The 12,323-nt window shown below is 64.7% G+C and carries 11 protein-coding genes; 7 read left to right on the forward strand and 4 right to left on the reverse strand.

The window, feature by feature from the left end; translation table 11 throughout:
• Positions 1–29: 29 nt before the first annotated feature.
• On the reverse strand, positions 30–671 hold the full coding sequence (locus tag LOY51_RS10985) for a TetR/AcrR family transcriptional regulator (RefSeq protein WP_258646153.1): 642 nt from the start codon (positions 669–671) through the stop codon (positions 30–32).
• A gap of 162 nt (positions 672–833) precedes the next feature.
• Between LOY51_RS10985 and LOY51_RS10990 the strand changes: the two genes are divergently transcribed.
• Positions 834–1,274 carry a YMGG-like glycine zipper-containing protein gene (locus LOY51_RS10990; RefSeq protein WP_258646155.1) on the forward strand — a complete coding sequence of 147 codons (441 nt, stop codon included), beginning with the start codon at positions 834–836 and terminating at the stop codon, positions 1,272–1,274.
• Here the strand turns inward: LOY51_RS10990 and LOY51_RS10995 are convergent.
• Positions 1,264–1,743, reverse strand: coding sequence for a cysteine hydrolase family protein (locus tag LOY51_RS10995; RefSeq protein WP_110995253.1), 480 nt, complete (start codon positions 1,741–1,743; stop codon positions 1,264–1,266). The genes LOY51_RS10990 and LOY51_RS10995 overlap by 11 nt on opposite strands.
• Before the next feature lie 203 nt (positions 1,744–1,946).
• On the opposite strand from LOY51_RS10995, the gene LOY51_RS11000 reads away from it, so the two are divergent.
• Positions 1,947–2,513, forward strand: coding sequence for a P-loop NTPase family protein (locus LOY51_RS11000; protein ID WP_258646157.1), 567 nt, complete (start codon positions 1,947–1,949; stop codon positions 2,511–2,513).
• Positions 2,514–3,538: 1,025 nt separating this feature from the next.
• Here the strand turns inward: LOY51_RS11000 and LOY51_RS11005 are convergent.
• Positions 3,539–4,789, reverse strand: coding sequence for an IS256 family transposase (locus LOY51_RS11005; protein WP_125858773.1), 1,251 nt, complete (start codon positions 4,787–4,789; stop codon positions 3,539–3,541).
• A gap of 127 nt (positions 4,790–4,916) precedes the next feature.
• Positions 4,917–5,786: a LysR substrate-binding domain-containing protein gene (locus LOY51_RS11010; protein WP_110995178.1), complete on the reverse strand. Its 870-nt coding sequence runs from the start codon at positions 5,784–5,786 to the stop codon at positions 4,917–4,919.
• A 264-nt stretch (positions 5,787–6,050) separates the two neighbouring features.
• Between LOY51_RS11010 and LOY51_RS11015 the strand changes: the two genes are divergently transcribed.
• The 5 genes from LOY51_RS11015 (at position 6,051) to LOY51_RS11035 (ending at position 12,305) form a co-directional block, all read left to right on the forward strand.
• Positions 6,051–7,367: an MFS transporter gene (locus LOY51_RS11015; RefSeq protein WP_258646158.1), complete on the forward strand. Its 1,317-nt coding sequence runs from the start codon at positions 6,051–6,053 to the stop codon at positions 7,365–7,367.
• Positions 7,368–7,381: 14 nt separating this feature from the next.
• A complete protein-coding gene (locus LOY51_RS11020; protein ID WP_125858293.1) occupies positions 7,382–8,773 on the forward strand; it encodes an FAD-dependent oxidoreductase in 1,392 nt (463 codons plus the stop codon).
• Positions 8,774–8,928: 155 nt separating this feature from the next.
• Positions 8,929–9,639, forward strand: coding sequence for a YebC/PmpR family DNA-binding transcriptional regulator (locus LOY51_RS11025; RefSeq protein WP_125858294.1), 711 nt, complete (start codon positions 8,929–8,931; stop codon positions 9,637–9,639).
• Positions 9,640–9,758: 119 nt separating this feature from the next.
• The gene (locus LOY51_RS11030) at positions 9,759–10,703 is read left to right on the forward strand and encodes a LysR family transcriptional regulator (protein WP_258646626.1); all 945 of its coding nucleotides are present in this window, start codon (positions 9,759–9,761) and stop codon (positions 10,701–10,703) included.
• Positions 10,704–10,892: 189 nt separating this feature from the next.
• The gene (locus LOY51_RS11035; protein WP_258646162.1) at positions 10,893–12,305 is read left to right on the forward strand and encodes a DOPA decarboxylase; all 1,413 of its coding nucleotides are present in this window, start codon (positions 10,893–10,895) and stop codon (positions 12,303–12,305) included.
• The last annotated feature ends 18 nt before the right edge of the window (positions 12,306–12,323 follow it).

Consider the following 12,323-nt stretch of genomic DNA (forward strand, 5'->3'; position numbering starts at 1 on the left):
GGCGAGGGGAGAGTGGCATGGGCAAGGGGTCAGCGACCTTGGCCGGCGTCGCGCAGGCCGGCGAGGGCGAAGCGGTACAGCTGCTCGCAGACTTCGGCGGCGGGCATGCCGAGGATTTCCTGCACGGCCCCGGAGCCGCCACGCGGACCGATCAGCAGCATCGCCCAGGGGGCGGTGACGCAGAGGATGCAGCGGGTCAGCGCCGGGGCGTCGAGGGCGAGGCCGCTGATCTCGCTGAACAGCCCCTTGAGCAGCATGAGCTTTTGCGGCGCCGTGCCCTGCAAGGCCTGGCCATGGCTGCTGGGGGTGAGCAGTTCGGCGGCAAGCACCCGCAGGTGCCAGCTGCTCTGGCCTGAACTGGCCTTGTGCACCACCTGCTCGATCAGTGCGCGCAGTTTGTCCGTGGCCGGCTGAGGTGCCTGGAGGATGCGCTGCAGGTTGCTGATATCGAGGAAGCGCCGACGCGCTTCCTCGAGCACCGCCTGGTACAGGCCGTTGCGGCTGCCGAAGTGGTAGTTGATCGAGGCCAGGTCGACTTCGGCCTTGGCGGCCACCGCCTTGTTGCTGGACTCGGCGAAACCCTGGGCGGCAAACAGCTCGCCGGCGGCTTCGAGAATGCGCGTGCGGGTGGCTTCACCGTCCTTGCGCGGTTCGCGGGGGGCTGTGGCCATGGTCGGGCTCCGAGGGTGGGTGGTGGCCGGAGCTTGCGCGGGTCTAAATTTAAATTCAATTTAAATTTATTTCAGAGTGACGAGAGGTCGATGCTCGGGGCCTTGCAAGGTGCTGGCGGGCCTATCCTTTCAGTCGGCACTTCAATCGAGTGGAGGTGGAACATGCGAACAGTCACATGGGGCTGCCTGTTGTTGCTGCTGACGGCAGCGGCCCAGGCCCAGACCGTCACGCCGCTCAAGGGCCAGAGCAGCCAGCAGATGCAGCAGGACATGGCCGATTGCAACAGCGTCGCCAGCAGTTCGGCGACTGACAGTGCGCATGTCGGTGGCCGGGTCAAGGGCGCCGCCGCCGGGGCGGTGGCGGGCGCTGCGGGTGCCCAGATGCGCGGCAACCAGCACGACGAGGTATACGACCGCATGGGCGACGACGCCAAGCAGCAGTACCGGCAGAATCGTGCCGGCGAAACGGCTGCCGCCGGTGCCGCGGTGGGTGGCATGCGTCAACGCCAGGAGCGTCGTCAGGACCGCCGCGGCCAGGGCGAGGCCCAGGCGAGTGCCTATAGTGGTTGCCTGCAGGGGCGGGGGTATCAGGTCAGCCCTTGAGCCCGGCGATCACTTCGGCGGCGGTGGTGACCTGGCCAAAGTGGTGTTGCCACAGGCTGATGCCCAGCTGCCCCGAGCGGTCCAGCGAAGAGCCCATGGTGAGGTCGGTGATCAGGGTCGGGCACAGCCCCGCATCGAACAGGGCGAAGCCTGCGGCCAGCACGCAGGTTTCGGTCTGCAGGCCGCACACCAGCACGCGCTCGACACCCAGGCCCTTGAGGTACTCGAGGGTTTCGGCGGTTTGCCCGTAGCCGTGCTTGACGAACACCTTGTCGGCCTCGACCAGTGCCACGTCCTCGCTGGCCGGGTGCCAGCCGAGCTGGCGCTGGAACGGCGTGGCCTGTTCGTCGTGCAGTTCGATCGAGGCGACGGTGGGGATGTGTGCCGACAGCGCGCGGATGCCGTCCACCAGCTTTTCCGAAGGGCTGAAGGTGGATTGCACGTCGACGATGAGCAGGGCTTGCCGCATGAATGGGTCCGGTCCGGGTTGCAGGGGCGAGGAGTATAACGTCGCGCCGCGATCAGCGCTGAAGGCTTCTATGCTGATCCTGTCCTGTGGCAAAACCCTGTGGCTTCACCTGGCATTTCGCGAGCAACGGCTTGTGGCAGCCGCTGTGCGACGGCATGCCCCGGCGTTACACTCTTCGGCTTTTTTGCAGCGAGGGAATGCATATGCAGCGCATCGTGATACTGGGCAATTCCGGTAGCGGCAAATCGACCTTGGCACGGGCCATCGGCGAGCGCTTGGGGTTGCCGGTGGTGCACCTGGACCGGTTGTTCTGGTCGCCGGGCTGGGTGGAGCCGGAGGCCGAGGTGTTCCGTGATCAGGTGCGCTCGGCGCTGGCGCAGGATGCGTGGGTGTGCGAGGGCAACTATGCGCGGCGTACGTTCGACCTGCGGTTGCCGCGGGCGGACTTGATCATCTGGCTGGATACGCCGCGCTGGGTTTGCCTGAAGCGGGTGGTCCTGCGGTCGTTGAGCCGGCGGCCGCGAGCTGACTTGCCGGCTGGTTGCAGTGAGCGGTTGAACTGGGAGTTTGTGGAGTTCCTGAAGTTTGTCTGGGGGTTCGATGGGGCCTACCGGCGGGGGATCGAGGCGATGCGGGTGGCGATTGGGCCTGGGGTGCCTGTGGTTCATTTGCGGGGGCGGCGGGAGATTGCGGGGTTTCTTGGGGAGGTAGATGGGGCTGGCGGGAAGGGGGTAATTGGTGATGGGATGCAGGGGCGGCGTTCGGTTTGATGGCGGGATTTTGCCGTTAGATATTTTGCGGTTAGGTTGTTAATCAGTTAATCAGTTAATCAGTTAATCAGTTAGTCAGTTAGTCAGTTTACTGGTTGCTCTGTTGTTCTGTTGTTCTGTTGTTCTGTTGTTCTGTTGTTCTGTTGTTTGGTTGGTTGGCTGGCTGTTTTTATATTTGTATGTGCATTCATTTGCGATGTCGACGCATAGTCACCTTTCCGCCCTTACGGCGGCCTACTTTGGTCTTGGCCAAAGTAGGCAAAGCCGCTCGCTCCCATCATACGGCCCCTACGCTGCGCTTCGGGGTCCCTTCGCTCCGGCGTCCTCCGGGCCCGCGCGGCCTCCGACTTGCTGCGCAAGTCTACATCTCGCGCCTTCGGCTACGCCGAAGGGTGCTGCGCACCAGGGCCCTCCAGACGCCTACGCTCAGCCTCCTGAAGTCGCGAAGTTAGGGGCGGCGCCTGGGCTGGCGTTAGCTGCCGCTAGTTGGATTGGCTGGGAACTCTGGATTGCAATCGCTGGCAAGCCAGCTCCCACAAGTTAGAGCGAACTTTCAGACTTGCGCTGTACCTGTGGGAGCCGGCTTGCCGGCGATAGGGCCCGAATAAGCAATACATAAACAACAGCCAAATCTAGATAGCCGCATTACTGCTCTTGATCTGCTCTTGATTTTGCTTCTAAGCGCGCAATAGTCCAGGCAACACAAATTGCGACTTCAGGAGGCCGAGTGGAGGTGACTGGAGGGCCCTGGTGCGCAGCACCCTTCGGCGTAAGCCGAAGGCGCGAGATGTAGACTTGCGCAGCAAGTCGGAGGCCGCGCGGGCCCGTAAGGCACCGGAGCGAGGGGACCCCGGAGCGCAGCGCAGGGGCCGTATGATGGGAGCAGGCGGTTTTGCCCACTTTTTCCAAGAAAAAAGTAGGCCGCCGTAAGGGCGGAAAGGTGACTAAAAGTCGACATCGCCGGGGACTGTCAGTTTTTTTGTGTTCGGGCCGGTAATGGCCTGCCGCTAGGCAGGCCCTGATTTTCACCAGGTCGGCCTGATGAACCGATCTCCGTACAAAATCGCAAATTGATTCATCGCGCTTTTCCAGTCATGGGCCGGTTTTCCCCAATTGGCTGTGATGTTGCGCAATCCCAGCCAAATCAGTTTGGTCGCTGCATCATCATTCGGGAAATGCCCGCGAGTCTTGATGACCTTGCGTAGCTGGGCATTGATGCTCTCGATGGCGTTGGTGGTATAGATCACCTTTCGGATGGCGGGCGGGAAAACAAAGAATGGAATCACGCGATCCCAAGCCCGTCGCCAAGCAGCCACCACCGTCGGATATTTCTCGCCCCACGGCCCGTTCTCAAACTCATCGAGTGCTTGCTCTGCCGCTTCAGCATTGATGGCTTGGTAAATCGGCTTCAGCTCCTTGGCCAGAGCCCGCCGCTTGTCCCAGGCCGCGTAGTCGAGGCTGTTGCGGATCAGGTGCACGATGCACGTCTGCAGCGTCGTTTCTGGAAACACTGCGCTGAGGGCCTCTGGCATGCCTTTGAGGCCATCGGTCACGGCAATCAGCACATCTTCGACGCCACGCTTCTTGAGGTCGTTAAAGACCTTCATCCAGAACTTCGCACCCTCGGTGTTCTCGATCCAGATGCCCAGGATATCGCGCGTCCCGTCGGGGAGAACGCCCAGGGCCAAGTAAATGGCCTTGTTGCGAACCAGACCTTCTTCGCGGATCTTCACCCGCAGCGCATCGAAGAAAATGACCGGGTACATCGGCTCCAGTGGCCGCTGTTGCCACGCGCCAATCTCTTCCATGACCTCGTCTGTCACAGAGCTGATGAAATCGGGTGAAACGTCGGTTCCATACTGCTCGGACAGGAAGGCCCGGATCTCTCTGACCGTCATTCCACGGGCGTACATGGCGATGATTTTGTCATCGAATCCGGTGTAACGGCGCTCATGCTTGGGGATCAGAATGGGCGAAAAACTGCCGTCACGGTCCCGAGGGATATCCAGCCGTAGCGGGCCATCGCCTGTCAGTACAGTCTTGCCACTCGTGCCATTGCGCTGGTTGGTCTCATCCTCTGGGCGCTGCGCGCCCGGCGGATAGCCCAGGTGATGACCAAGTTCGGCGTTCAGGGCTCGCTCGATCAGTGCTTTCTTGAAGGCGGCAGAGGCCTCTTCGATAGCCTCTGCGGTCATCAGTGGGGTCGCGGAAAACTGTTCAAGCAGCTCTTTCGGGACCTTCGGTAACTCTCGAAGCGGTTTCTTTTTGGTTGGCATACATGCACCTCTTACTCATGGTATGCCCGAACACAAAATTTCTGACACCCTCCATCGCCGCCGAATGCGCATGCATCTATCAAAACACACACTCTGAAGGCCGAACCCGAAACCGAACCCAAAAACCTCACCCCCCCTCCCGCACCATCTCCAAAAACGTCGCCACCACCCGCCGCGTCCGCTGCTCGCTCAAACACACCAACGTCTCCGTCAAATGCCGCTGACAATCGACAATCGGCAACGCACACACCCGCGCATCAGCCCCAAACTCCGCCGCCGAAACCACCCCAACCCCAATCCCCACCACCACCGCCTCCCGCGCCGCCTCACGCCCCTCCACCTGGATCGCCGAACGAATCCGCAACCCCGCCCGCTGCATTTCCTCCTCCAGCGTCTGCCGCGTCACCGACCCAGGCTCACGCAGCACCAACGGCGTGTCATCCAGGTCCGCCAGGCTGATCGACCCCCGGCTGGCCCATGGATGCTGGTGCGACACGAACGCCACCATCGGGTCACGTCGCATCGGCACGCAAAACAGACGTTCATCGTCGACATCGCGCCCCAACAGGGCCAGGTCAGCCTGGTAGCTGAACAGCCGGGCCAGCGACTCGTCGGTATTGCCCGTCTCGATCTTCACCTGAATCCCCGGGTAGCGCTGGCAGAACCGGGCTATCTGCGGCAGCACATGCACCGGCGCATCCACCGCCAGCGTCAAGCTGCCGGTGTGCAGGGCGCGCGAGTCCTGCAGCAACTCGACGGCCTCGGCCTCGCAGGCGAACAGCCGCTGGGTCACCCCCAGCAGGCGCTCGCCCAGGTCGGTCAACTGCACCGAACGCTTGTTGCGCTGGAACAGCAGCACACCGTAACGCTCCTCCAGCTTGCGCACCTGGTCGGACACCGCCGGCTGGGTCAGGAACAGCTTCTGCGCCGCGCGGGTGAAGCTGCCTTGTTCGGCGACCGCATGAAAGGCTTTGAGTTGAGCGTGGGAAACCGACATCGAGCACTCCGCTTACAAGCTGGGCTTATGAGTGAAATACGATAAATCGATTTTATTTATCAGTCAGCAGCTGTTTCCATGTGTTTCAACCCGACGCCATCGCCACAAGCGGTGGCGCCGGGCCATGGCCTCGCCCCGGTCACGCCAGACCGCTGCCGCCATCTGACCAAGTGACGTCCCTCCGTCACGCAGTGCGCACCACAACAACAAGACAGGCGTTTCTTCACATTCTGCCGGCACACTCACGCAAGAGGTCAGAGTCAAATGAATCAATCCCTGGGCGCCATCAAGCGTTGGCGCATGCAGATCTTCGCGATCACCTGGCTGGCTTACGCCGCCTTCTACTTCACCCGCAAAGCCTTCTCGGTGGCCAAGCTCGGCATCGGCGAAGACCCGACTTTCATGCTCGACAAGGCCGCCATGGCCAACCTCGACGCCATCTACCTGGCTGCCTACGCCGTGGGCCAGTTCACCTGGGGCATGCTCGCCGACCGTTTCGGCCCGCGCGTGGTGGTGCTCGGCGGGCTGCTGATCTCGGCAGCCGCGGCGGTGGTGATGGGCAGCTACGCGACCTTCCCGATCTTCGCCACCTGCATGCTGATCCAGGGCCTGGCCCAGTCCACCGGCTGGGCCGGGCTGTGCAAGAACATCGGCAGCTTCTTCCCGGCCTCCCAGCGCGGGCGGGTGCTGGGGTTGTGGAGCTCGTGCTACGCCTTCGGCGGCCTGGTGGCTTCGCCGTTCGCCGGCTGGTGGGCCTACACCCTGGTCGGTACCTGGCACGCGGCATTCTTCTCCAGCGCCGTGGTGGTGGCCCTGGTTGCCGTGCTGTTCTTCATCTTCCAGCGCAACAAGCCCGAAGACGTCGGCCTGCCGGCGGTTGAGCCAGAGCCGCAAAGCATGGCGCCGGGGGGCAGCCTGTGCAGCGTCTGGACGCCGCTGCGCGAGATCCTGCGCAACCGCACGGTGCTCACCTTGGGCCTGGCCTACTTCATGTTGAAGCCGGCGCGCTACGCCATCCTGCTGTGGGGCCCGGTGATCGTCTTCGAACAGATGCCCTCGGTGGGCAAGGTCGGCGCGGCGATCATCCCCACCGCCTTCGAGCTGGCCGGGTTGCTTGGCCCGATCATCATCGGCCTGGCCTCGGACAAGTTGTTCGGTGCCCGGCGCATGCCGGCCTGCGTGATCAGCCTGCTGCTGCTGACCATGGCCCTGGCCGGCTTCATGGCGGCCATGCACAGCGGCAGCGTGGTGCTGGTGGTGGCCTTGCTGTTCGTCATGGGCCTGACCCTGTATGGCCCCGACTCGATGATCAGCGGCGCGGCGGCCATCGACTTCGGTACGGCCAAGGCCGGCGCCACCGCAGCTGGCTTCGTCAACGGCTGCGGTTCGGTGGGCGCGGTGCTCGGCGGCCTGCTGCCGGGGTATTTCGACAGTGTCACGGTGTTCATCGTCTTCGCCGGCACCGCGCTGTTCTCCGCCCTGGTGCTGATCCCGCACTGGAACAGCCGCCCGGCCAGCACCACTGCGGCCAATGACGTGGCCCCCAACACCAGCATGGCGATCAAGCCACTGCGTACTTGAAGGAAAGCAAAGCGATGAGACCGTTCTGGCTGCAACAGGCGCTGGACCAGGAAAACGAGGCCCCATGCCCCCCCTTGCAGGGCGACGCACGCTGCGATGTGTGCATCGTCGGCGGCGGCTACACCGGGCTGTGGACCGCGTTGATGATCAAGGAACAAGCGCCGCAGCTGGATGTGCTGCTGATCGAGGCGGATATCTGCGGTGCCGGGGCCAGCGGGCGCAATGGTGGTTGTGCGCTGTCCTGGTCAGCCAAGTACTTCACCCTGGAGCGTCTGTTCGGGGTGCAGGAGGCGGTGCGCCTGGTCAGCGAGTCGGAACGCAGCATCGCCGCCATCGGCGCGTTCTGCGCCGACAACGGCATCCGCTGCGATTTCCGCATGGACGGCACCCTGTACACCGCCACCAACCCGGCCCAGGTCGGTGGCACCGATGCGGTGATCGCGGCGCTGGAGCGGCGCGGTATCAACTCGTTCCAGCGCCTTGAGCTTGCGCAGTTGCAGCGCCTGGCGGGCTCCGAGCGCCACCTGGAGGGCTGGTACTCACCGGCCGCCGCCACCGTGCAGCCCGGGCGGCTGGTGCGCGGCTTGCGCCGGGTTGCCCTGCAGCGCGGCGTGCGCATCCACGAGGGCACGGCGATGACCGGGCTGGAGCACGGGGCCCCGGCGCAGGTGCGTACTCGCACCGGCACCATTCGCGCCGACCGCGTGGTACTGGGCCTCAACGCCTGGATGGCGCGGGCCTTCCCACAGTTCGAGCGCAGCGTGGCGATCGTTTCCAGCGACATGGTCATCACCGAGCCGTGCCCGGAACTGTTGCGCCAGATCGGCCTGGACAGCGGCGTCAGCGTGCTCGACTCGCGAATCTTCGTGCACTACTACCACAACACGTCCGATGGTCGGCTGATGCTCGGCAAGGGCGGCAATACCTTCGCCTATGGCGGGCGCATGTTGCCGGTGTTCGACCAACCATCGCCGTATCAGCCGCTGTTGCGCGAGAGCCTGGCCGATTTCTTCCCGGCCCTGGCCGAGGTGCCGCTGGCGGCGAGCTGGAACGGGCCTTCCGACCGCTCTGTCACCGGCCTGCCGTTCTTTGGCCGGCTCGATGGGCAGGGCAACGTGTTCTATGGCTTCGGCTATTCGGGCAGCGGGGTAGGGCCGTGCCACATGGGCGGGCAAATTCTGTCGTCCCTGGCCCTGGGCCTGGACAACCCCTGGACCCGCTCGCCGTTGATCAAGGGGCCGCTGGGGCAGTTCCCGCCGGAACCGATTCGCTACCTGGGCTCGCTGATGGTGCGCAATGCCATCCGGCGCAAGGAGCACGCCGAAGACCGCGGCGCCAGGCCGCGGCGGCTGGATGTGCGGCTGGCCAAATTCGCGGCGGCGGCGGGCAAGGCCGACAAAGGCTAATGCAGATTAGGGCCTTTCGCAGGTACTGTGGGAGCGGGTTTACCCGCGAAGAAGCAGATGCGATTTCTTGTCGATCCACAGCGTTTGGGCGTATAAACTCTCCCCACTTTTGGCCGGTCGCTTCCTGAACCGGCCCTTGAAACAAGAGAGTTGAAATGGGCGCACAGTGGAAAGCCAAGCATAGAGAGACCGCGGCCAACGCCAAGGGCAAGATCATGGGCAAGCTGGCCAAGGAGATCCAGATCGCCGCCAAATCCGGCGCCGACCCGGACATGAACCCGCGCCTGCGCCTGGCCATCGTCCAGGCCAAGAAAGCCTCGATGACCCGTGAGACCCTGGAGCGCGCGATCAAGAAAGGCGCAGGCCTCGACGGCGAGGCCGTGCAGTACCATGCGGTCAGCTACGAAGGCTTCGCCCCGCACCAGGTGCCGTTGATCGTCGAGTGCCTGACAGACAACGTCAACCGTACCGTGGCCCAGATCCGCGTGCTGTTCCGCAAGGGCCAACTCGGTGCCAGCGGCTCGGTGGCCTGGGACTTCAACCACGTCGGCCTGATCGAGGCCACCCCGGAAGGCGACGCCGACCCGGAAATGGCGGCCATCGAAGCCGGTGCCCAGGACTTCGAGGACGGCGAGGAAGAGGGTTCGACCCTGTTCATCACCGACACCACCGACCTCGACGCCGTGCAAAAGGCCCTGCCTGAGCACGGTTTCACCGTCACTTCGGCGAAGATCGGCTACACCCCGAAGAACCCGGTAAGCGCCGCCAGCCTGAGCGCTGAAGCGCTGGCCGAGGTCGAAGCGTTCCTCGAAGCGATCGACGAGAACGAAGACGTGCAGAACGTCTATGTCGGCCTGACCGAGTAACTCTGGGGCCGCGTTGCGGCCCAATCGCCGGCAAGCCGGCTCCCACAGGAATGCGCAAGTCCCTGTGGGAGCCGGCTTGCCGGCAATTGGGCCAGCGCATTCAACAACAGGCCACCTGCATGCACCCCACCTTCACCTCCCTCAGCCTCGCCCACCTGCGCACCCTCGACTGCCTCTTGCAGCTGAAAAACCTCAGCCATGCCGCCGAGCGCCTGGGCTGCAGCCAGCCCGCACTGAGCCGCCAGTTGGCGCACCTGCGCGAAGCCTTCGACGACCCGCTGCTGGTGCGCCAGGGCCGTGGCTACGTGCTCAGCGAGCACGCCGAGGCGCTGGTGCAGCCGCTGCGCCAGGTGCTCGAAGAACTCAATGCCCTGCGCCAACCGGCGGCCTTCGACCCGGCCCGCTGCGAGCGACGCTTCTGCCTGGCGGCCTCAGACTACGTGGCCGAACACATGCTGCCGCAGTTGGTGGCGGCGCTTGAGCAGGAGGCGCCGGGGGTGTCGCTGGAGTACCGCACCTGGCAGGCCGGGCAATACGCCTTGCTCGCCAGTGGCGAGATCGACCTGGCCACCACGCTGTTCGACGAATCGCCGCCCAACCTTCACGGCCGCCTGCTTGGCGAAGACCGCGCGGTGTGCCTGATGCGCCATGATCACCCGCTCACCGCGCAGGCCGCACTGAGCCAGGACGACTACCTGGCCTGCAAGCACGTGCGGGTCTCCGGCGGCGGCGACAAGGACAGCTTCATCGACCGCCACCTGCGGGCCCAGGGCTTGCAGCGGCGGATCAGCCTGGAGGTGCCGTTCTTCAGTGCCATGGTGCCGGTGATCGGCAACGGCCAGGCGCTGGCCACGGTGCCCGAGCATATCGCCCGCCAGCTGGCCCGCCTGCATGGCCTGGCCTGGCGGCCCTTGGGCTTCGTCGAGCATACCCAGCGCTACTGGGTGGTGTGGCACCAGCGCCTGCAGGCCTCGGCCGAGCACCGCTGGCTGCGCAACCGGGTGTTCGAGCTCTGGCGCCAGTCGCAGTTCGGCGTGCAGGGCGGGCATGCGCCTTTGCCATAGGAGCTATGCGCGAAGCGGGGTTATTCGTGAGGCCATGGCGGCCTAGACTGGTCGGCATTGTGTTGTCTGCGCCGGCCTCATCGCTGGCAAGCCAGCTCCCACCAGGCTCGAGCCAATACCTGTGGGAGCTGGCTTGCCAGCGATGAGGCCGGAACAGGCAGCCAAAGCCAGCAGCCAAGGAGCCCGCCTGTGACCCCCGAACAATTCCGCCAACACGGCCACCAACTGATCGACCTGATCGCCGACTACCGCCAGACCGTCGCCGAACGCCCGGTAATGGCCCAGGTCGAGCCCGGCTACCTCAAAGCCGCCTTGCCGGCCACCGCACCGCAGCAGGCCGAGCCCTTCGCCGCCATCCTCAAGGACGTTGACCAACTGCTGATGCCCGGCCTGTCCCATTGGCAGCACCCGGACTTCTACGGCTACTTCCCCTCCAACGGCACCCTGTCGTCGGTGCTGGGTGACTTCCTCAGTACCGGCCTGGGCGTGCTCGGCCTGTCCTGGCAGTCCAGCCCGGCCCTGAGCGAGCTGGAAGAGACCACCCTGGACTGGTTGCGCCAGCTGCTGGGGCTGTCCAGCCAGTGGAGCGGGGTGATCCAGGACACCGCCTCCACCAGCACCCTGGTGGCGTTGATCTGCGCCCGCGAGCGCGCCACCGACCATGCCCAGGTGCGCGGCGGCCTGCAGGCCCAGGCCAAACCGCTGATCGTCTACGTCAGCGCCCACGCCCACAGTTCGGTGGACAAGGCCGCGCTGCTGGCCGGTTTCGGCCGCGACAACATTCGCCTGATCGCCACCGACGAGCAGTTCGCCATGCGCCCGGAGGCGCTGCGCGAGGCCATCGAACAAGACATCGCCGCCGGCAACCAGCCCTGTGCCGTGGTCGCCACCACCGGCACCACCACCACCACCGCGCTCGACCCGCTGCGCCCGATCGGCGAGATCGCCCAGGCCCATGGCCTGTGGCTGCATGTCGACTCGGCCATGGCTGGCTCGGCGATGATCCTCCCCGAATGCCGTTGGATGTGGGACGGCATCGAGCTGGCCGACTCGGTGGTGGTCAACGCGCACAAGTGGCTGGGCGTGGCCTTCGACTGCTCCATTTACTATGTCCGTGACCCGCAGCACCTGATCCGAGTGATGAGCACCAACCCCAGCTACCTGCAGTCGGCGGTCGATGGCGAGGTGAAGAACCTGCGCGACTGGGGCATCCCGTTGGGCCGCCGGTTCCGCGCGCTGAAGCTGTGGTTCATGCTGCGCAGCGAAGGCGTCGAGGCCCTGCAGCAACGCCTGCGCCGCGACCTGGACAATGCCCGCTGGCTGGCGGAACAGGTCGAAGCCTCGGCTGAGTGGGAACTGCTGGCGCCGGTGCAACTGCAGACCCTGTGCATCCGCCACTGCCCGGCGGGGCTGGCGGGCGATGCACTGGATGCGCATACCCGTGGCTGGGCGGACCGGTTGAACGCATCGGGCGATGCCTATGTCACCCCGGCCACCCTGAACGGCCGCTGGATGGTGCGGGTTTCGGTGGGCGCGCTGCCGACCGAGCGCGAGCATGTGCAGCGCTTGTGGGCAGGTTTGCAGGCTGTTGTGATGCGCTGACAAGAGCAAGATTCGATA

Source organism: Pseudomonas sichuanensis (assembly GCF_024749065.1).
In the GTDB taxonomy this organism is placed as follows: domain Bacteria; phylum Pseudomonadota; class Gammaproteobacteria; order Pseudomonadales; family Pseudomonadaceae; genus Aquipseudomonas; species Aquipseudomonas sichuanensis.